Annotated in this window: 10 protein-coding genes; 3 read left to right on the top strand and 7 right to left on the bottom strand. The window is 41.9% G+C overall.

Annotated features, from left to right (window positions below; all coding sequences use genetic code 11):
* The first annotated feature begins 1 nt into the window (after position 1).
* Together RMY27_RS07105 and RMY27_RS07100 are read left to right on the top strand one after the other, a co-directional pair.
* Entirely contained in the window at positions 2-4,213 is a 4,212-nt protein-coding gene (locus RMY27_RS07105) for a DEAD/DEAH box helicase (RefSeq protein ID WP_322661725.1), read from the top strand.
* A 77-nt stretch (positions 4,214-4,290) separates the two neighbouring features.
* Positions 4,291-5,526, top strand: coding sequence for an AIPR family protein (locus RMY27_RS07100; protein ID WP_322661723.1), 1,236 nt, complete (start codon positions 4,291-4,293; stop codon positions 5,524-5,526).
* A 221-nt stretch (positions 5,527-5,747) separates the two neighbouring features.
* Here RMY27_RS07100 and RMY27_RS07095 read toward each other — a convergent pair whose 3' ends face one another.
* The 7 genes from RMY27_RS07095 to RMY27_RS07065 form a co-directional block, all read right to left on the bottom strand.
* On the bottom strand, positions 5,748-6,353 hold the full coding sequence (locus RMY27_RS07095; protein ID WP_322661721.1) for an ABC transporter ATP-binding protein: 606 nt from the start codon (positions 6,351-6,353) through the stop codon (positions 5,748-5,750).
* Positions 6,340-7,269 carry an ABC transporter ATP-binding protein gene (locus tag RMY27_RS07090; RefSeq protein WP_322661719.1) on the bottom strand — a complete coding sequence of 310 codons (930 nt, stop codon included), beginning with the start codon at positions 7,267-7,269 and terminating at the stop codon, positions 6,340-6,342. Before RMY27_RS07090 ends, RMY27_RS07095 begins: the two co-directional genes overlap by 14 nt.
* A 9-nt stretch (positions 7,270-7,278) precedes the next feature.
* Positions 7,279-8,157 carry an ABC transporter permease gene (locus RMY27_RS07085; protein WP_322661717.1) on the bottom strand — a complete coding sequence of 293 codons (879 nt, stop codon included), beginning with the start codon at positions 8,155-8,157 and terminating at the stop codon, positions 7,279-7,281.
* Complete coding sequence (locus tag RMY27_RS07080; RefSeq protein ID WP_322661715.1) at positions 8,154-9,143, bottom strand: ABC transporter permease; 990 nt, start codon at positions 9,141-9,143, stop codon at positions 8,154-8,156. Before RMY27_RS07080 ends, RMY27_RS07085 begins: the two co-directional genes overlap by 4 nt.
* Positions 9,144-9,177: 34 nt before the next feature.
* Positions 9,178-10,680, bottom strand: a complete 1,503-nt coding sequence (locus tag RMY27_RS07075) for an ABC transporter substrate-binding protein (RefSeq protein ID WP_322661713.1) — start codon at positions 10,678-10,680, stop codon at positions 9,178-9,180.
* 234 nt (positions 10,681-10,914) lie between these two features.
* Complete coding sequence (locus RMY27_RS07070) at positions 10,915-13,578, bottom strand: TonB-dependent siderophore receptor (protein WP_322661711.1); 2,664 nt, start codon at positions 13,576-13,578, stop codon at positions 10,915-10,917.
* A 680-nt stretch (positions 13,579-14,258) separates the two neighbouring features.
* Complete coding sequence (locus tag RMY27_RS07065) at positions 14,259-14,699, bottom strand: class I SAM-dependent methyltransferase (protein WP_322661710.1); 441 nt, start codon at positions 14,697-14,699, stop codon at positions 14,259-14,261.
* 1,418 nt (positions 14,700-16,117) lie between these two features.
* Between RMY27_RS07065 and RMY27_RS07060 the strand changes: the two genes are divergently transcribed.
* The gene (locus tag RMY27_RS07060; RefSeq protein WP_322661708.1) at positions 16,118-22,648 is read left to right on the top strand and encodes a non-ribosomal peptide synthetase; all 6,531 of its coding nucleotides are present in this window, start codon (positions 16,118-16,120) and stop codon (positions 22,646-22,648) included.
* Positions 22,649-22,744: the final 96 nt, after the last annotated feature.

The raw sequence follows: 22,744 nt of genomic DNA, 5'->3' as shown, positions 1-22,744 counted from the left end.
TATGACTATTTTTGAGCCTAATTCCACAATACAACAAGCACTACTCGCGAAGAAATATTTCGAGTTACACCCTTCCTTACAAAAGATTATCCAGTTGTTTTCGGTAGTTTATGCACCGATAGACAAAAATTCATTTGTAAGTTGTCTTAGTAAAATTAACGCTTTAGATGAAAACAATAAACCTTGGGTTACTAAAACCCTCAGTTCCCAAATTGATAAATTGTTAAAAGCAGGCTTATTAATACAGGAAAACAGGCAAGGTGCTGAATGTCATCCGTTACTTACAGAAATTGCTACTCGTCATGCTGTACAAACCGGACAGTTTGAAATACTGGTTACAGCAGTAGAGGAGAAGCTACCAATACGTACTCACTGGAACAGAGATTCTCGGATATTCTACAACTTACGCCAGTGTATCAGAGAAATCCGCATTGGTATTTATCGCCAAGACCTTAGTTTTATTAATCAGCAAATTGAAGCTTATCAGAAGTACAGTGATAGCGAAGAAAAAATAGTAATAGAGAATATCTTTGAGCAAATATACAATAATCCATTTGATGCAGATTGGTTTAACTCCTTACCACAAGGATTATATGAAAGTGGTATATCCAGTATCCTCTTCAATTCAGCCTTAAAATTATCTGCTTCTGAAGATGCGTTGATGCTGCTGGAAGAAGAATGCTCTACACCTGGAAAACATTGCTCAGATTATCTGCATCTGATTTTGACAGAACAACTGTTGTTACAGGGTTGTACCCAAGAAGCACAAGAAAGTCTAGAACGTATATCGAATGAATATCAAAATAATGCTGCTATCTTTTGGGGTTGGTTAAGTTTTCTGCGGGGTGATAATGAACAAGCCATAAAATATTATACAGATGCCCTGAAAGCGATCAAAAAGGCTACAGGCAAACGCCAAATATATTTCAATACAATTGGGGGTTTATTTTTTATCCTCGCACTTTTAAAAGATGGTTCAGCGCAACACCTCAAAGAAGCAGAAGAGTATAGCAGTTTGATGTCCCGTCAAGGGGATCATTGGCTCAGGTTCACTTATGGCAGACTAAAAATGGTACTGCAAGTCCACCAAGGTGATATTACTCAAAAACAATTTGTAGTCAGTGGTCATATTTCTTCCGTAGAAGAAGAAAATAGCTTACAAACCTTGTTTTGTTCGCTATGCCTTTACTGGATGGATGCTGATAGTGCCAAAAAACGCTTACCTAATTTATTAGAGCCATTATATAGGCGATCGCTTGCCTCTAGTTATCACTGGTTGGCAATGGAAACCGCAGAACTCCTATCCCGACTCAAACCCAGCAGTAACTATAAACAACTTGCAGAGGCACTGCGAGAAGATAGCAATATCCAAACCATCGTAGACTTAATTCGACCCCAAGAAGCTTGGGAAATGTGCCTCAATGCCCTGGCAAATCTCCAAAAAGAACCACAAACACCAGGAAAACCAGAATCCGAACTGCGTTTAGCATGGTTCATTACCTTCTATCCCAGCAGATGTGTCTTACAACCACGAGAACAAAAAGTTAATGCCAAAGGAGAATGGAGTAAAGGTCGCCCCATTGCCCTCAAGCGTCTGAATAGTGCATTATCTGAGTTTGATTACATCACACCCCAAGATATGCGGGTATGTAGTTGTATTGAGGTATATAGTGAAGGCTATTACGGCAAAGTTGATTATACCTTCGGTGAAAAAGCCATCTCTGCTTTAATTGGACACCCGTTGGTTTTTTGGGAAGATACACCTAATATCCGTGTAGAAATTGTCAAGGGAGAACCGGAACTACTAGTTAAAAAAGAAAAACTTGGCCGTCTCACCTTGGAATTTTCTCCCAAATTACCAGAATCACAGAATATTCTGCATATCAAAGAAACCCCAACCCGCATCAAAGTCATTGAAATTACTGCCGAACACAGACGCATTGCAGAGATTATTGGTATAAATAATAAATTAAATGTGCCTGCGATCGCAGAAAAGCAAGTTTTAGCAGCCATAAATGCCGTCTCTGGCATCGTTACCGTACATTCTGACATTGGTGGCGGTTCAGAAGGTGCAGAAGAAGTACCCGCCCAGACTCTACCCCATATTCACCTTTTACCTGCCAATTCCGGCTTGAAAATTAGCCTTTTGTCGCGTCCCTTTGCCCAAGGTGGCCCCTACTACCGTCCTGGTACAGGTGGTGAAACTGTAATTGCCGAGATTGATGGTAAACGTCTCCAAACCCGACGAAATCTGTCTGAAGAAAAGCAACTTGCCGCCTATGCTATAGCCGCCTGCGCCACTTTGACTCAAATTGAAGAACAAGATGGTGAATGGATTATAGACGATCCAGAAGACTGTTTAGAACTGCTGCTAGAACTGCAAACGCTGGGAAATAACGTAGTCATAGAATGGCCACAAGGAGAAAAACTGCGTGTTAGTCACAATGCCGACTTGAAAGACTTTAATTTATCAATTCAACGTCAGCAAGACTGGTTTGCAGCCATAGGGGAGTTGAAATTGAATAACGACCTAGTGCTGGATATGCAGCAACTACTAGAACTACTGGAGAAAACCCCCAGCCGTTTTATCCCCCTTGGTGATGGTCAATTTCTGGCTTTAACTCAAGCTTTTCGCAAACGCCTCGACGAATTGCGGATGTTTTCGGAAAAGCATAATAAAGGTATTCGTTTTCACCCCTTAGCGACATTAGGGTTAGAGGATTTTGTTGATGAGGTAGGTAAGGTAAAAGCAGATAAACACTGGAAGGCACATAGAGAGCGTCTCAAGGAAGTACAGAACCTCCAACCAGAACTGCCATCTACGCTTATTGCAGAACTACGTGACTACCAGATGGAGGGTTTTTGTTGGCTGGCGCGTCTGGCACATTGGGGTGTAGGAGCTTGTTTGGCAGACCAAATGGGACTCGGTAAGACCTTGCAGGCATTGGCGGTCATTCTCAGAAACGCCCATGAAGGGCCAACTTTAATTATTGCCCCCACCTCTGTGTGTATGAATTGGGTGAGTGAAGCGCAGAAGTTTGCCCCAACTCTGAATATTATTCAATTTTCTGGTGCTAACCGCCAAAAATTATTAGATGGTTTACAACCATTGGATATGTTGGTATGCAGCTATGGCTTATTACAGCAGGAAGAAGTAGCGCAAATGCTTTCTGGTGTACAGTGGCAAACGATTGTCTTGGATGAAGCCCAGGCGATTAAAAATATGACCACTAAACGTTCACAGGCAGCCATGAACCTAAAATCTAATTTTAAGTTGCTGACTACTGGGACTCCGATTGAGAATCACCTGGGTGAGTTGTGGAATTTATTCCGCTTTATTAATCCTGGGTTATTAGGTTCTTTTGAAAGTTTCAATCAACGATTTGCTACCCCCATTGAAAAATATCAAGATAAACTTGCACGTAATAAACTCAAAAAACTGATTCAACCATTTCTGTTGCGGCGGACAAAAAATCAGGTATTAGAAGAGTTGCCATCTCGTACCGAAATTCTCCTTCATGTAGAGTTAAGTCGAGAGGAAAAGGCGTTCTATGAAGCGTTGCGCCGCCAGGCCATATCTAAACTTACCGAAAGTGATGCAGAAGCAGGAAAGAAACATTTGCAGGTTTTGGCTGAGATTATGAAACTGCGTCGTGCTTGCTGTAATCCTAGTTTGGTTATGCCTGATACTGAATTACCCAGTTCCAAGTTACAGCTTTTTGGTGAGGTGCTGGGTGAACTTCTGGAAAATCGTCATAAAGCGTTAGTGTTTAGTCAGTTTGTTGACCATTTGCACATCATCCGCGATTACCTCGAACAGCAAGGTATTAATTATCAATATTTAGATGGCAGTACTTCAGTGGCAGAGCGGAAAAAACGGGTGGATGCGTTCCAAGCAGGTTCAGGAGATATCTTTCTGATTAGTCTCAAAGCAGGGGGGACAGGACTGAATCTAACTGCGGCTGATTATGTGATTCATACAGACCCTTGGTGGAATCCCGCAGTGGAAGATCAAGCCTCAGACCGCGCCCATCGCATTGGGCAACAACGCCCTGTTACTATTTATCGTTTAGTCGCAAAGGATACTATTGAAGAAAAGATTGTGCAATTGCATCAACACAAGCGAGATTTGGCAGACAGCCTCTTGGAAGGTGCTGATATCAGTGGCAAGATTTCGACGGAAGCCTTGTTACAGTTGATTAGTGAAGGATAAGCTGTCCTGCTTATATAATTTTAGATTTTTGATTTCCTGATTGCACAAGTTCAAGATTAACTCAACTCTAATCAACTATGCCCAAAACTTGGAACTTAAAGGTAGATAGCTATTTTCAAGCCAACCCCAATTGCATTATCGCCACCGCCCATGTAGACTCGTTCCCTATAGACCTGCCGCTAGAACCGAACATCCGCGAACCAAACCGCAAAAGCGCGACCTACAGACAAATCTTCGACTCGCTGACGACCGAACCCGTAAAATTCTTCTCTCGCCACAGTGGAATTGTTCTGTCAGCCAATAAAGTTAAGCCCAACAGAAATAAAACCGAGCTAGAACTAGAGATTTTAGAAGCTAACGAGGGCGGTAGCGATGGGATTATCAACGGTGGCCATACAGTTTTAGCATTTGAGCAAGCGAAAAATTACAAATACGACTTAACCCAAGCGAGGGTAAAAGTTACGATTCACATCGGACTGACTGAAGAATTAGCCAAAGATATAGCTCTAGCTTCAAATACTACAACGCCAGTAGATTCTCGTTCCAAAGTCAACGCCAGGGGTGATTACAAATTCATCAAGCAGTACTTAGCTTCCTTAGAACAGAAAGAAGATAGAAAATTCCGCATCGCTTATTACCAAAACCAAAGCGGCGCTCCCAGAAATGCCCAGTGTAATGTCACCCATTTGCTGAAGCTCCTTTACTGCCTCGACAGAAATAAATACAACCCCGACGGCAATAAACGAACCAAACACCCAGCAGGGATGAGTCTTCCAAGTAACATCACAGATGCAGAAAGGGAAAGATTAACCGCCTTACTGCCTCTCTTGACTCATGCTCTGTGGATAGAGCAAAGACTCTATGAAATTATTCAAGACCATATCAGCAGCCCCAGAAGAAAAGGTTCCAACGATTTAGCATCAATTGATATACGTAAAACTACATTGTTGCCTGACAGCAAGTATTCATTCGGGTTTGGTGCGCCAACTGACCTGGCACTACCGATAATCGCATCATATCGGGTATTTTTGGACAAGGACTATAAATGGATTCTGCCGTTTAACGAATTCGCTGAAGATTTTCTGCAACACTTGTGGAATAACTACTTCCGCAAATATTTGGTGTCAGAGAAAACAGCAGGAAATACAGTGGGCACAAAAATCAGCCGTAATCAAGAGATTTGGGAAAGTCTCTACATATCAGCGCAAAGTTATCTAAATCAGCACTTGATGCAAATGGTCAACTCTAGTAAGCAAGAAGAATCGAAGGTGACACAAGGTACAAAAGGGCGTGTGCAAGCAGGTAAGAAATAATAGTACAAGGTTTCTATTGAAAGATTCGTTTTGGCTGGGCGGGCGATGGCTTTTAACAGTAAACAGTTATCAATAACTCGTAAAGTCCTTGGGTTTAAACTGATAACTGTTTTAAGTGCAATACCTTCGCCAATTTACGAGGGTGAGTTGATCAGCAATTCCAAATTCAAAAATTTAAGAGCAGTCAGTCGTTAGGAAATGGCTGAATCTGAAGATATAATTCAATGCGCTGCTTTTAAATCAATCCTACGATGGCACAGGTACTTGAGTAGCGCAATGTCATGACTTATAACCAAAATACCTATTTCAACCTGGCAGGCATAGTCAATGACTGCACGCCAGATGAGTGCTTGAGTGTTGGTATCCAACATAGCAGTCATCTCGTCAGCAATTAAGTAGCGGGTCGCTCTATTGAGCGAGCGTGCGACTGCGATGCGTTGCAACTCTCCTCCGCTGAGTTCATGGGGAAAGCGACTTAGCCAACTAGAATGAATTCCCAAACCTTGCAGGAGTTCTTTAGATGTTCCTTTTCCCTCTGCTAGGATTTGGCTAATCAGCCAGCGGGGGTTCATTGCTAGTTCTGGGTGCTGAAAGATGAGCTGTACCGGGCAATAGCCTTGTTTTGGCAGAGGCTTACCGTCGATTGTGACTCTACCCTCCGTTGGTTGAAGATACCCGGCTAGTAGCTTACCTATAGTCGTTTTGCCCTGACCGCTTGGACCTTGCAAGCCTACAATTTCACTTTTGTTGATTTCAATACTGAAATCACGCAAAATCCAAGGTTGATTGACTCGATAGCGAAAAGACAACTGTTCACCCTTCAGCATGAATACACCTCACAGGAGCGCCTCGCACGATATGAAACTGGGGCCGGGCTTTTTGGCAAGCGTCAGTCACCAAGGGACAGCGGTCAGCAAACAGACAACCATCAGGAAGCGCCTCTGGACTGGGTTGGGTGCCTTTAACCGGTATGAAACCATTTTGGGGCAGCGATCGCCACAGCGCTTGTGTGTAGGGATGACGCAGATTACCATCAGTAAAATCCTCTGCCGCCGCCACTTCCAATGTCGTGCCTGCGTAAAACACAGCTACTTTGTCTGCAACTCGCACAGCCGCTTCCAGGTCATGGGTGATAAGAATTATCGCTTTGCCCTCATTTGCCAGTTCGCGTAGATGGTTAAGTGTCTCAACAACTACATCTATATGTAAACCAGGAGTCGGTTCATCAGCAATCAACAGTTCAGCGCGTCCGACGGCTGCTGTAGCAACTAGTACTCGCCGAGCCATGCCACCTGAAAGTTGAAAGGGGTAAAGCTGTTTAACTGGCAGGGGAAGAGCATAGCGTTCAAAGGTTTGATTAACAACTCCTCTTGCTTCGGTAGCAGGCAATCCACTCAAACGGGCTGCCCGATGTACTTGCGAACCCACTCTCATTAGGGGGTCAAGATAACTGACTGACTGGGGAATCAAGGCAATTTCCTTGCCCCGCAACTTGGTCTGACGCTCTGGGGTCAGGAGTTCTCCTTTAAAAATTATCTTGCCTGTAACCAAGGAATTATAAGGCAAAATACCCAAAATGGCGTGAGCTAGCAGACTTTTACCAGAGCCACTAGAACCAACCACTGCCACCACTTCACCCGCACCAACCTCTAAATCCAAATCCATAATGACGGTCAGCCGTTTTTGGGTCAGACCCACATCGTACATGGTGAAAGTGACACTGAGGTTTTGAACTGATAGCATAGTATAATGTTACCCCTGACTTGTTTTTGGGTCGAACAAAGCAAGCAGGCTCTGACCCAAGATGTCGAAGCTTTTCACCGCGAGCAGCAACGCTATTCCTGGCATTACCGCCAGCCACCAGTAGCCAGTGGATAGGTATCGCATTGACTCCGACAGGATAATCCCGATTGCCGGAATCTCTGGCGGTAGACCCAAACCCAAAAAGGTAAGCCCAGCCTCGTGCAAAATTGCGTGGGGAAACAACAAAATCAACCCAACGAGGAACTGGGGCACTAGGTGGGGCAATATGTGATTGCGGGCAATCCACAGGGGCGAGTGTCCTAGTTTAGAAGAGAGTTGCACGTAATCAGAACTTTTAATCTGAAGCACTTCAGCCCGTAGCAGACGAGCCAAGTTCATCCAATGGGTGATAGTGATGGCGATGATTAACCCCTTGACTCCGCCCCCAACAGCAAAGGCAATTAGGATAACTAATACTAAGTGAGGCAGGCTGAAGAATACATCAATTATCCAGATGATAAAGGCATCAACTTTACCACCCAGTGTAGCTGAGAGCGTTCCCAGTACCAAGGCGATCACGGCGCTAAAGCTAGCGGTTAGCAGCCCCACCCATAGGCTCAAGCTCAAACCGTGGAGCGTACGGGTGAACATATCTCGTCCCAACCAGTCAGTGCCAAACGGGTGAGCAAGTGTTGGAGGTTGGTTGCGTTCTTGTAAGGAAATTTCCAAACCAGCTTTACCAATCAGTTGGGTGCCAAGCAGCAGGACGCTCAGAACGATCACGCACAGAGCAATAAGCATAAATGTTCGACTACGACGATTACTGAAGATGAGTGGTAGTTTGCGCCCTAAAGTTTGATGTGTTGAAATCGCAGTGGGAAGTTTCATGCTCTGGTACCTCCTATGCGGATGCGGGGATCAATCACTTGGTAGCTGAGGTCTGCCAAGGTATTGCCGATAAACACAAAGATGACGCTGAACAAAACAATACCCACCAGTAGCGGGACATCATTACGCAAACCTGCCTGTAAGGTCGCACTACCTAACCCAGGATAGCCAAAGACCTTCTCAATTAAGACAGTACCACCGAACAATTCGCTAAGAGATGCAAATTGCAAAGTCAGGGCTGGTAAAGCAATGTTGCGTAAACCGTGGTGCAAAATGACTCCAGTCGTTGTTTCTCCCTGAGCGTAAGCAAACAAGGCATAGTTACTATTGAGGACTTGGATCAGTTTTTCGCGGGTTTGCAAAGCAATATTTGCAACCCCAATAACGCTCAGAGCCAGAGCAGGTAGTAACAAATGGTATAGACGTTGCCAAAAAGTGACATCTTTAAGCAACACTCCTGGTGGAGTCGCACAACACATAGGAGTGACTTTTAAAGTGGCGGAGAAGGTAATAAGCAGCAGCAATGCAATCCAAAAGGTGGGAGCAGAGGACAAAGTGTAAGCATACAGCCGAATTGCTTGATCCAGCAGTGAAGTTTCTTTCGCTCCTGCTAAGGCACCTAAAGTGGCTCCTAAAATACCTGAACCCAACCACGCCAGTGCCATTAACCAGAGTGAGGCTTGAAAGCGCTCGGCAATGACATCAGAAACTGGCTGATTGTAAGTCATGGAAGTTCCAAGGTTGCCTTGAAGCAGTTGCCCTAGCCAGAGAAAAAATCGCATAATCAAAGGTTTGTCAAGCCCCCAACGCTGGATAATTAATTCTCTTTGTTCTGAACCGAGGCGAATTACGTCAGAACCAACATAAGCATTGATAGTGTCAACCGGAGATAAGCTAACTAGCACGAAAGTAAGGACAGCGACAGTTAGTAAGAGCAACAACAAATACAAGAATTTTTGCAGAATAAATCGAATCAAAAAGTGCATGATAAAGTTACCCAGAAGAGTAAAGGATGGGCTGTTATTGACAAATCCATTTCCAGTTAGGCAAGTTATGTAGAAGCGTTAGCGTGTAGTGGCGGGATTGTTCGGTAGTTTTACTAACGTCGAGACAGGTGCTGACAAGGTAAGTTTTATCAATATTAACTAGCCAGGCAGAGGCTGCATCGCCTTTTGTGGTTACTCCGGTTTGACCATCCCATTGCACCTGCTTCCAAAATTGGATTGCTTCTGTCTCTGTAGCGGATGCTGCTGCTCGGTCAAGCGCTCTATCAACCACTGAGTTGCTATAGTAACCGGGATTTTGGTATTTTCCTTGAGCCAAAGAGCTTTTGAAGAGAAAGGATAACTGCTGCGAGTCGTGGGTTTCCAGCGCGTAAAGGACAACATTGCTTTGCATCCGACGTTCAATCTCAGTCCAGCTCCTACCCTCAACATTTACCTTAATCCCAACAGGTTTGAGCATTTGGGCAACTGCTAAAGCCAGTCCCTGCCGGAAAGCGTCTTGGGCATTGTAAAGGAGAGTGAATTCTGCCTTGATCCCCTGTTTTTCTAAAATGCCGTCACCATTCGTATCCCGCCAACCATCCTCACTCAGGATTTGCTTGGCTTTGTTGATATCCCCGTCTTGAATGTCTGCTGTTGGCTCGTCCCAGGGAAGACCACTAGCAGGACTCATCGCTGGGGAACCGTAACCATTAAACAAGGTTTGAACCAAAGTTTGGCGGTCAATCGCATAATTGACTGCCTGACGAATCGCTCGGTTTGAGGTGACATCGTTGCCAATTGGGTAGCCATCAGGTGTCTTCCTCCCTGTACGGGGAGGATAGGGAAACATCAGCCCAGCGTGACCAAGGCTTTTAATGACATAGGTCTTCATGCCCTCCACTGGCTGTGAGGCTAGATGATTGGGAATTGCAGCCACCTGAACTTGACCTGCTCTAGCGGCGGCAAAAGCAGCATCCCCCTGAGTGAAGAGGAGGATAATACGCTTAATAACTGGTTTGTGCCCGTAGTAGTCAGGATTAGCTTCGATGATCACCTGCTCGCCCTGGTTCCATTGCACTAGTTTGTAAGGACCGGAACCGATTGGGTTGCGGGCGTAGTCTTTGTTATGGGCATACTTGGGTACAATACCCAAACTAGCAAGTTGATTGACAAAGGTAATATCGGGTCGTTTGAGGTGTAGTTCTACTTGATACTTACCTGTAGCAACAGCGCGATCCAAAATCTCCATATCCAGTCGCCCAAAACTGTCTTTCGTTGTATTGAACGTGTAAGCGACATCTTCTGCCAAGAGGGGCTGACCATCTGTGAACCGAACATCTTGGCGGATTTTCACTGTCCAGACCAAGCGATCGCTGCTGATGGTGTAGCTCTGGGCTAGGTCATTGACCAGTTCAAAATTTTCGTCGCGGCTAAGGAGTGTACTTTGAAACAGAGGAGGACCGGCGTAATGCCAACCCATTGTTGGGTCGAACCCTTTCTCATATATATGATATTCGTCCCACCCCAAGTCCACCATAATCTGCTCCTTGGACCCAGAGGTGGCGTTAAGCAGTGAGCGGTTTTGGGAAACCCGACTACAAGCAGCCGCTCCTACTAACAGCAGCACCACTAGTAAGCGAAGGAGATGGGACGTGCGCTGATAAGTTTTTCCGGATAGACATTGCCTACTACTGGAATAATTTTTGTACATTGCCCACTAAGAGTGTTACTAAATTCGATACTGTCTTGCGATTCATAGGACACACTCAATTTAGAAATTGATAGACACCGTTCCCAACACTGTCAAAGGTGCTCCAGGAATCAACGCAAAGCCGTTATCAACGTCGTAATATCTTGTGCTAAAGAGATTTTTGAAATTTAGCCCGAATCTATAGTTGTCTCGACGGTAGAAAAGAGCCGCGTCTGCTTTGAGGTAAGAGGGAATTTTGAAAGTATTGGGTAGTATCACCTCAGCATCTTCTGCATACGTTAGCCCCAAGCCAAATCCCAATCCTTGCAAATTTCCACTTTGCAACTCATAAGTCGTCCATAAACTGGCGCTATGATATGGAACACCAGGCAAGCGATCGCTAACTATCTCTGGATTAGTATCCTTTGTTACTTCTGTGTCCGTGTAAGCATAGCTAGCGATGATATTCCATCCTGGCAAAATTTCTCCGGCAATATCCAATTCAATCCCACGACTGCGTTGTTCGCCCGTTGCAACACTGAAAAAGTCTCGAAATTCCGGGTCAGGGTCAGCTGTTGGCACATTCTGTCTGGTAATCTGGTAAAACGCCAAGGTTGCTGAAACTCGGTTCTCGAAGAAATCTTGTTTAAGTCCAAACTCAAACTGGTCTCCGGTCTGCGGTTGTAATAATTCTTCCGTCCGGGTGATGTAACCAGTGTTGGGAGCGAAGGCTTGTGCATAGTTGAAATAAACAGAAGTAGAATTCGTTGGTTGGTAGACAATGCCCACGCGGGGAGAGATTTTTGTATCTGATCGGTCTGTCAACTCATTTGTTAGTCTATTTTCATTGAAGGAATAAACGGAGTCAAAGCGAATGCCACCTAGCACCTTGAGATTTGAGGCAAGCTCAACCAAGTCTTGTATGTAAATTCCGAGACTATCATTGCCAAATTCCGCAGAGTCCAACAGAGTGTAAGTTCCAGGTCTAGCACCATAAACAGGATTAAAGATATCGATGGAAGCCAAAGGCGCACTGCTCCGAGTATAGGGATAGGCAAATCGACTTAATTCCACACCAAACAAAAGATTGTGTCGCACGGAGCCTGTATTGAACTTGCCAATGACTTCGTTTTGCAGCGTGTAGAGTTGATTATTCTGCGGTCCCTTAACGGATTCACGCTTGAGCCTTCGCCGATCCGGTTCTAGCGCAGTGCTAGCCAATCGTTCCGAGCCAATATTGAGAGCGGCAACGAGTACGCTAAACCCCTGCCGAAATCTCCAATTATCACTAAAGCGATGTTCAAAGTCGTAATATCCCCAGTGTGTTGTTCCCGTAGTGGGTCCTAAGTCTGGTTCGCTAAGGTACCTGCTAATAGGCACTTGCAAAAACTCTCGCTCTGGTGGAAAGTTAGCACCAAAAATGTTATTAGAAATTTTGAAATACTCGTACTCTACTGTTAACGTTGTTCGCGGACTAACGCGCCAGGTAAAAGCTGGCGCAATGAAGTAGTCCTCGTTAAAGACAAAATCTCGAAAGCTGTTTGCGGATTCGTAGGAAGCATTCAAACGGTAGGTGAGAGAACCATTTGCGGTGAGAGGACCTCCTATATCGAATGCTGGACGAAAAAAATTATAGTTCCCGGCCGTGAAATTCAGTTGGTAAAATGGTTGATCTAAAGGCTTCTTTGTGACTGTGTTTACAACACCACCGAAGGCAAAATTCCCCCCATAGATTGCCGAAGCTGGCCCTTTAAGAACTTCTACCCGTTCGACATTCGCAAATCCGTGTGGATTGATAAAAGCCGAGTCTGGAAAACCATTGCGGAGTTGCTGGTAGCTTTCCCCGAAGCCCCGCACCCGGTATCCGGGCGCAAACGGAAAGCCAGGAAAGCGAGTCACACCGCTGATATTTTCAGTGAACTCTTCCACACGTGTCAGCCCGCGATCGCGAATCACGGCTTGTGGTACTACTTGTACAGATAAGGGTAGGTCGCGTTGCGGCACAGGTAGCTTAGTTCCGGTAGTTGACTCTTGAACCCGATACCCTTCCTCTTGCTCTCCCGTCACTACTAGCTCAATCGGTTCTTCACTAGCAGATGATGGTTTTGCAGGCTGTGTTTCACTACCAGGTAATGGTAAGCTTTCCTCGTCTGTGGGTAGGGGTGCCGTAGGAGGGGAAGGGCTAGGGGTGGGCTTCTCTGCTGAGGTTACAGCTGGTGTCACCGCGAAAACCAAACCTTCATCGCTGTCAAACAGCTCGACTTTTGGTAATCCGTCTTCACCTGTCAGTGTTACTTGGACAGTACCAGGATTCTGATTTGTGACTTGTAAGAGCTTAATTCCCGCAATAGGTTTTTCAGAGCGCAAAAAATTACCACTACTCAGTTTTAATTGAGCATTGCTGATCAGAGCAATCAGGGTATTACCTTCACTTTTAAATGAAGTTTGCAGCTTGTCAGATGTAACAGATGTTTCTAAAATGATTTCTAAACCACTTTGTGTTTGATTTAGCTTGACTCCTGTTACTTGAATAATCGGACTCGATTGCTCTTGCTGCGCTACCCACTCCTTAATATTGGTGTAAGGATGTTGGATGTTTTTAGCTTGGGGAATATCTTTAATAGTGACTAGTTCTGCTGTATGACTTGTTTTTGTAGTGTTAGCTTCTGCTAATACTTGCTGATTCAAAATCGCTACTATGACTGTAGCTAGCCCTAAATTCCTTAGTAGATACAGTTGGTTCATGAATTTCTCAACGTCCTCACACTAAAGTAGTTTGAACAGCGACGAACTTCCAACTACCAAAGATAGTTGGCAAATCTTAGTAGCTGTAATACTTTTTTTGCTATTAATTAAATATCATACTTTGTGCTAACAGTAATACTTTTTAATAAAAAATGGATAAATAGAAAATTGGCTGTAGACAAGTAGAAATAGGACTAAATTCAAAGCGTGGCTCTTAATTTTTTCTTAAATATCTCCTTATTAAAATGTTTGCCTTTTGTAGCAAAGATGTCAAATGACAAGTTGTCAAACTTGATGATAGTGAATAAAAGTACTTTTTTGAGTAAGTAGCCAAGAAAAAACAACCTGTGTGAAGGCAAATAAATACGTAGAATGTATCTATCGAGATAAATAAAATATCGGGGCACAGTGTAGTTTTTCCCTCTCCCCATCCGTTATCTCCTTGGCGAAGTGATGCCTACGTAGATGTTTACGATGGGCTACTCGGTGTCGCTTACTATACCTCTATTCAAAAGTCCTATTTCATCTTGTAATTTATTGTCATTAAAGCTAATTTTTTGAAAAGAATATATAGTGTGAAACCCTTGCTATTTCGTTGTTTCACGACTTAGCGAAAAAAGCCAGAGGAACGTATAAACAACCACACCCAACATCGCTAGTACAATCCTCTGCCATCGCACCTATGTCTTAGAAACAACTGGGTGTTTTTGAGTATTTTTAGCTTGTGATGGGCCGATAGCTTCTATCAGCATCTCCGAACCAGGAAAGTTATTTTTAATTGTTGTAATAATTTCTTTTACTTCAGACTCTTCAAAATAAAACAGCAACCCTTCGGCAATAAATAAAATCGGTGAAGCCGCGAACGGCTTAATTTCATCTATCCAGGAAAAGTCCAGAAGAGAATAAACCAAATATCGATGGCATTCTGTTTCAGTAAAGACTTTTCCCCAAAGTTGCTTAACTGGTTCTAAATCTAACTCAAACCACTTTACAAAACCATTATCTACGCGGAAGAATCTTGTACATAAACCTGCACCAAGATTTACAACTACTCCAGTAGGATTTTGTTTTAAAAAATTGCTAGTCTCTCGGTCTAAAATTTCTGTTCTAATAGTTAGCAATTCCAACTTGAGTTGATCAAATAGTTTTTGAAAATTGGGAAAAATCGGGATTTAACTGATCGATAATTTATTTAGATTTTTCGTCTCTAATAATCGCGTCATCTCTTTGAGTTTCCAAAAAGCTAGCGTAAAGTGGTATTAAAAGCGTTTGTGAAACTCCATTTAGTGTTTCCATAGGTGACTTTTTCTTAAAATGAATAAGTATTCAGGCATAATATATAACTTGAAGCCTATAACTTATGCCTACTGAAAGTAAACTTTCTCTTTTCATCATAAAATTTTAACCCATTATACAAATACCTTGCTATTAAAGACAAAGCAAAATTCTTTATAATTTATTTATTATTCTTTATAAGCTTTTATATGCACAGTTTGGAACGTTTCCATCTACCTGAAGTAGTAAATTATTTCACTTTGTTTGATATGTAGAAAAAACTTAAATTTTCGCTTATTCCTATAAAAAATTTAAGTAGAAGGCAGCTATGCTGAAGGCAGAAGGTTTATCCTATATAGTTTCTGGGCATAAGCATTTTACATTGAATTATGTCTACTTAACTTATCTATAGTTAAAAGTTTGGCTTTTTCTACGAACTTTTAAGTGATATAAGCTTGACCTCTTTAAAATAATTTGGATTATAATACCAACATTTTTTAAAATTTATATCCCCCTATAGGGCATATAAATCTACTATAAATCGCTATAAATTTGGTAGTTTAGAGTAGTAAAACCATAAATAATACCATTTCACATTTGAGAAATGCAATCAATTATATAAAGTAATACAAAAACATTTACAGTAATTTAGATTTAATCAAATCTCGCCTAAATATAATTAAAAAATGTTATTAATAGTTTAATAATTCATAGTAAAAATTAATTAAAAAATTAATTTTAACCCGAAAATATTTAGTGAAAAAGCCATAGAGAAAGATGTTGGGAAGGAATGCTTTGGCTGGGAAGTAAAAAAATACATTAATATTATTTAGTTTAGGACTTGTAAATTCCAAGACAAGTGATATGGTGTTATTATGACTTTAGCTAACAGCAAGCCAAACCTCATAATCAGGAAATAAATATGCCGATTCCAATTAAGAATGAAGCAATTTCCAACTTGCTGCAAAAAATCGACGCGAGGGATCGCCCAAATAAGTTTTTGGATTTTTTAAGTTTTTTTAGTTAAAAAACGTCAAGTAATATCTCAATATTAAGTTTTCAGGTAATGTTTACATTACTGCTATAAAGACGTTTTCAATACCATAAATCTAAAAAGTTCGACTTTTGAGTAATCAATACCTAGTGGCTAAATAAGAGTAATGCCTGACTGGATTACTTTTTTATAATAATCCAAATTTACATAATACAGCGCTTATATACTCTGTTCAGACAAAAATCAATTTAACTTGAAACTTTTCTCATAATGGAACTAGAAGAGCGGCAAATTTTGCTGGAGTCTTATCTGCAAACGCAGGTGGCTAAAATGCTAAAAATTTCTCCATCTCAAGTGGATCTTCAGCGACCTTTAAAGTGTTTAGAACTAGGCTCCTTGAGCATCATTGAGCTAAAAAGTTGCATTGAGGCTGACCTTGCAATCATTGTCTGTCTCGCTGACTTTTCACCAGATTCTAACCTCGCCCAGCTAGCAATGCACCTACTTAAACAGCAGAATAACATTGAAGTTAATTACCCAAAATTGTGTATTCATCACCTATTTGAGGCTCAGGTAGAGCGGACACCGGAAGCTGTTGCGGTCATCTTTGAAAACGTAGAGACAAAAGATATCGCGTTCTTGTCCTATCGAGAGTTGAATCAATACGCTAATCAACTAGCACACTATTTGCAAGGGCAGGGAGTAGGGCCAGAAACACTTGTTGGCATCTGCGTAGAGCGATCTCTAGAGATGATTGTCGGACTGTTGGGTATTCTCAAAGCGGGTGGAGTTTACATACCTCTAGATCCAACATATCCAAAGGAACGTTTGACTTTGATGTTGGAAGATGCCTGTGTACCAATATTGCTGACTCAAGCGCAGCTAGTGGCAAAAATCCCTACACATAAAGCTCAGGTAGTGTGTCTGGACTTAAATCGCGGCGTTATGGCACATGAGAGCCACGAAAACCCTGTCAGTGCAGTTAGTTCAGAAAACTTAGCTTATACGATCTATACTTCAGGCTCCACAGGTAAACCCAAGGGAGTAATGGTAACGCATAACAACTTAGTTTATTCAACTGTTGCTCGTACTTCCTATTACCAAGAACCCGTTAAAAACTTTTTGTTGGTTTCATCTTTTGCTTTTGATAGTTCAGTTGCAGTTATCTTCTGGACGCTCTGCTGTGGAGGAACTCTTATACTTCCTCAAGAGGGTTTACACAAAGACATCTTACAGTTAAAAAAGCTAATATCTCAATACCAAATAACCCATTGGTTAAGCGTTCCTTCTCTCTACAAAGCCTTACTAACTCATGGGTCGTCACAGCAGCTTGTTTCGCTGCGTACTGTCATTGTTGCCGGAGAGTCTTGTTCGAGAGAGTTAGCCGATCGCCATTATCAAATACTTCCACGGACAACTTTATTTAACGAATATGGGCCGACAGAGGCAACTGTTTGGAGTAGTGTATATCATTGTCAAAGCGATGAGTTGAGGAATTCAATTCCTATCGGTCGTGCGATCGCCAATACTCAAATTTATCTACTAGATGAGCAGTTAAATCCTGTGCCTGTTGGAGTACCGGGTGAACTATACATAGGTGGAGCAGGTGTAGCTAGAGGCTACCTGAAAAGACCAGACTTAACCGCCCAGAAGTTCATATCTGACCCCTTTGAGAATTCTAAATTTAATTGCCTCTATAAAACTGGAGATTTAGCGCAATATCTTCCAGATGGCAATATTGAGTTTTTAGGCCGCATCGACCAGCAAGTAAAGATACGCGGTTTTCGGATTGAAGTAGGGGAGATTGAAGCTATACTCGCACAACATCCCTACGTGCAAGAAGTGGTAGTTTTAGCTCAAAAGGATGTCTTTGGCGAACAACGTTTGGTGGCTTATTTAGTATCATCTGAGCTTAGTATCAGTGAATTGCGTCACTTTTTGAGCCAAAAATTACCTGAACACATGATGCCTTCAGCTTTTGTATTCCTTGAGACACTGCCTTTAACTCCCAACGGTAAGGTTGATCGCCTTGCATTGCCTGTTCCCGATTTTACGCGATCGCATTTGGCGAAAGCTTTCATAGCACCTCGTTCTGAGCCAGAGAAAGTATTAGCTGAAATTTGGGCAAAAGTTCTCGGTATTGAACGGGTTGGTATTCACGATAATTTCTTTGAGTTAGGAGGACACTCGCTACTAGCGACAGAATTGCTAATCCGGGTATATGATGCCTTCAGTGTGGAACTAACTTTGCAACGCCTATTGGAATTATCCACCGTTAGTAGTTTGGCAGCTTGGATTGAGCAAAATGCAGTTCAGCAGAAAATTGTCAGTACAGTATTTGCGATCGCTTCTCATGAAAACCAACGATATCAACCTTTCCCACTCACTGATGTTCAACAAGCTTACTGGCTAGGTCGCAGTCAGATGTTTGAATTGGGCAACGTAGCAGCTCACTTTTATTTAGAGACAGAATGCATTGATTTAGACTTGGAACGCTACAACAAAGCTTGGCAGCAATTAATCGAACGTCATGAAATGCTGCGAGCGATCGTCCTAGCTTCTGGAGAACAGAAGATATTGGCTTCTGTGCCATCTTATCAAATTCAAGTGTTGGATCTGCGTAGGGAACTTCCAGAGGTAGTTGCTTCTAATTTAGAAACTATTCGCCAAAAGATGTCGCATCAACTATTTGCAACTGACACTTGGCCCTTGTTTGAAATTCGCGCTTCTGTTTTAGACAATCGGCGCATTCGACTGCACATCAGCTTTGATTTGTTGATTGGCGATTACTGGAGTTTTCAAATTCTTGGCAAAGAACTTTCTGAACTTTATCAAAATCTCGATACTTCCTTGCCTCCACTATCTGTATCATTTCGAGATTACGTTTATACTTGTCTGGCGCTGCAAAATTCCTTGCAGTATCAACGTTCCAAAGAGTATTGGCTCAACAGATTACCATCTTTACCACCCGCACCCGAATTACCTCTACAGAAACATTCCAGTGCGATCACTCATCCTCGGTTTGTACGCCAGAGTGCAAAGTTAGAACCAAAAATTTGGCAACAACTTAAAACCCGCGCTTCTCAAATGGGCTTAACTCCTTCAGGAGTGCTTTTAGCAGCCTTTGCTGAAATTTTAACTATTTGGAGTAAAAATCCTCGGTTTACAATTAATCTTACTTTATTTAATCGTCTACCACTGCATCTGCAAATCAACGAAATTGTTGGCGACTTCACTACATTAAGCTTACTGACTGTAGACAACTCTAACCCTAATTCGTTTGAAATTCGCGCCCAGCGAATACAACAGCAACTTTGGTCAGATTTAGACCATCGCTACTTTGATGGAGTTCAAGTATTGCGGGAATTAACACGCACCCAAAGATGGGAATCAAAAGCGTTAATGCCAGTTGTATTTACCAGTACACTGTCTCTACCAACAACCAGTACAGATGTTGATCCATTAGCAATATTTGGAAAGGTAGTTCACAGCATCACCCAGACACCCCAAGTTTGGCTAGATCATCAAGTTTATGAGGAAGCTGGAACTTTAATGTTTAATTGGGATGCTGTTGAAAAAATCTTCCCAGATGGCCTTCTCGATGATATGTTTGCAGCTTACTGCAATCTTTTGCAGCGTTTGGCAACTGATGAGTTAGCGTGGGTAGAAACCAGAAAGCAACTGTTACCAAATGCCCAAATTGAGCTTTTTGAATCTATCAACGCTACAACAACATCCATATCAAATCAACTGCTACACAGCTTATTTGAAACTCAGGTTAAACAGCGTCCCCATCATTTAGCTATTGTTGCACCCAATCTCACTTTCACCTATCAAGAGTTATTTGCATACTCGAATGCACTAGGTCATCGTTTACGACAATTAGGCGTACAACCTAATACTTTGGTAGCCATTGTCATGGAAAAAGGATGGGAGCAAGTAGTAGCTGTTTTAAGCATTTTAGCTTCTGGTGCTGCCTACGTACCCATCGAGCCAGCATTACCGAATGAGCGGTTGACGCATTTATTAGAACAAGCAGAAGTAAGCTTAGTTTTAACCCAATTTAAACTGAATCAAACTTTAGAATGGCCTGCCTTTGTACAAAGAATTTGTGTAGACATTGAAGAACCACTATCTGAAAATCACCAGCCTTTGCATCCGGTACAGCAAAGCGAAGACTTAGCCTATGTTATTTACACTTCTGGCTCTACGGGTTTGCCCAAAGGGGTAATGATAGACCATCGCGGTGCAGTTAATACTATCCTGGATATTAATCAACGCTTTGGTGTTAATCCATGCGATCGCATCTTGGCGCTTTCTTCTCTCAGTTTTGACTTGTCAGTTTACGACATTTTCGGCACTTTAGCTGCTGGGGCAACAATTGTCATTCCTAAAACAGATGCTTCTAAAGATCCCTCAATCTGGTGGAATTTGATTGAAAAAGAACGAGTGACAATTTGGAATTCAGTACCCGCCTTAATGCAGATGTTGGTGGAATATGCTTCAAGACGTGTCTCAGTTTTAGATTGTTTGCGCTTAGTTTTACTCAGTGGGGATTGGGTGCCATTAACTTTACCCGCTCAAATTAAAGCTATAGCTAAAAACGTTCAAGTTATTAGTTTAGGAGGTGCTACCGAAGCATCAATTTGGTCAATTCTCTACCCCATAGAAAATGTAGATCCGTCTTGGAAAAATATCCCTTACGGGCGGCCAATGCTTAACCAACAATTCTACGTACTTAACGAATCTTTAGAACTTTGCCCTGTGTGGATACCAGGACAATTATACATCGGAGGAATTGGTTTAGCTAAAGGCTATTGGCGGGATGAAGAAAAGACTGCTACTAGCTTCATCACTCATCCAGTAACTAAAAGAAAGCTTTACCGTACTGGAGACCTCGGTTACTACTTACCAAATGGCGATATTTCATTCATTGGGCGAGAAGATTATCAGGTAAAAATTGGTGGATATCGCATTGAATTAAAAGAAATTGAAGCTGCTTTGATGCAACATCCGGCGATACATCAAGTTGTTGTCGCGGCAGTTGGCGAACAACAAAATAAGCAACTAGTGGCTTATGTGCTTCCAGATCGAGAACAAGAATCCACACTTTTTGAAATGGAAGATACAAATTTTTCACAGATACAACAAGTCTGGAAATCTCTGGTAAATTCAGGTTATCAACAAGCGGAAAAAGAGCCAGAAGGAGTAAATATCCAAAAATTATCAGTTCTTTTGCAAGCTATAGAGCGTTTGAGTACTGCCTATATGCGTTTTACCTTAACCAGTTTGGGCGTTTATATCCATCCCCAAGAAAAGCATTCCCTAGATAGTTTAATAAATCAATTCCAGATTCAACCTCACTACCGAAAACTATTAGGGCAGTGGTTATGCGTCCTGGAAAAAGAAGGGCTATTGCAGAGAGAAGAACGAGATACTTTCGTCAACCATATTTCTTTAGAAACAGATTCTTTAAATATTATTTGGAATCAGGTCAAACAATATGCTGATTCGATCCCTCAAGGGCAAAATTTTGTGAATTATCTCAAGCGCTATCTTGATAATAATTTGGGGCTACTAAAAGGACAAATAGACCCGCTAGATTTATTATTTCCTGAAGGTGGTTTAGATACAGTAGAAAGTTTGTATCAATCCTTTCCTACTGCTGCTTATTTCAATAGCCTTGCCAGGGAAGTAATGAAATCTTTGGTAAAAACATGGCCTTTAAAAAAGCCATTAAGAATTTTGGAAATTGGAGCAGGTATAGGTGGCACAACCGCATCGTTGTTGTCAGTTTTACCAGGCGATCGCACCGTTTACACTTATACTGATATTTCTGCATTTTTCAGTAATTTAGCTAAGGAAAAATTCAGAGAATATTCCTTTGTTGAATACAAGCGATTAGATATTGATCAAAATCCCCAAGAACAAGGCTATCAATTGCAAAGTTTTGATGTAATTGTAGCTGCCAATGTTTTGCACGTTGCTCGCAACTTAAAAACAACTTTATCCTATGTTCGCTCTCTTTTAGCTCCTCAAGGTTTCCTTTTATTGATTGAGTTAACAGAGTATAGTTGTTCAGCCATGACTACTATGGGTTTTGTCAAAGGCTTTAACAGTTATGAAGATGAAAGAACCCAAGAAAACTTACCTACTTTATCAGTAAAGCAATGGCAAAGTATTTTACAATTGAACGCCTTTGAAGACTTTGTTGCTTTCCCACAATCCGGTTCCCCTTATGATTTGTTTGGACAACATTTAATAATTGCTAAACAACCTTTTACTAAAAAGCAATTTAAGCAAGATGAATTGCGGAATTTTCTTAAGAAAAAGCTACCTGAGTATATGGTTCCTTCTGCCTATATATCTCTTGAAACTTTACCCCTAAACTCTAACGGAAAGATAGATAGGCAAGCTCTTAATAAACTCAGTCCAATCAAATTAAATCCAAACAAACCTTTGGTAGCCCCCAAAAATACACTAGAGCAAATAATTGCTAGTATTTGGACTCAAATACTTAACTTAGAAGGTGCTGTAGATATTCACTTTAACTTTTTCGAGTTGGGCGGAAATTCTTTAAAGGCAATTCAAGTTTATACCAAATTGCAAGAAAAACTGGGAACGCAATTTCCAGTAGTCACAATGTTTGAACATCCGACAATCAGTGCTTTAGCACAAGCTTTAAGCCAAAAAGAAACAAAAAATATTGTTTTTAATGAAGGTTATGACCGAGGGCAAAAGCGAAAAGAAGCCGCTTTACAAAAACAACGAAGTGGCAATAAGAAGTTGAATAGTATTTAGCGTAACCTTTAGAAAAACTCTGCGTACCTGTGCGCTAATCTTTGCATACCTGTACGTTAAACAAGTGCAGCTTCACAAAGAGTTTTAAACGCAAAG

It is taken from the genome of Nostoc sp. DedQUE09, from assembly GCF_034530915.1.
GTDB lineage: Bacteria > Cyanobacteriota > Cyanobacteriia > Cyanobacteriales > Nostocaceae > Nostoc.
The sequence above is the reverse complement of the archived record's forward strand: the minus strand, read 5'-3'. Positions and strand labels throughout refer to the sequence as shown.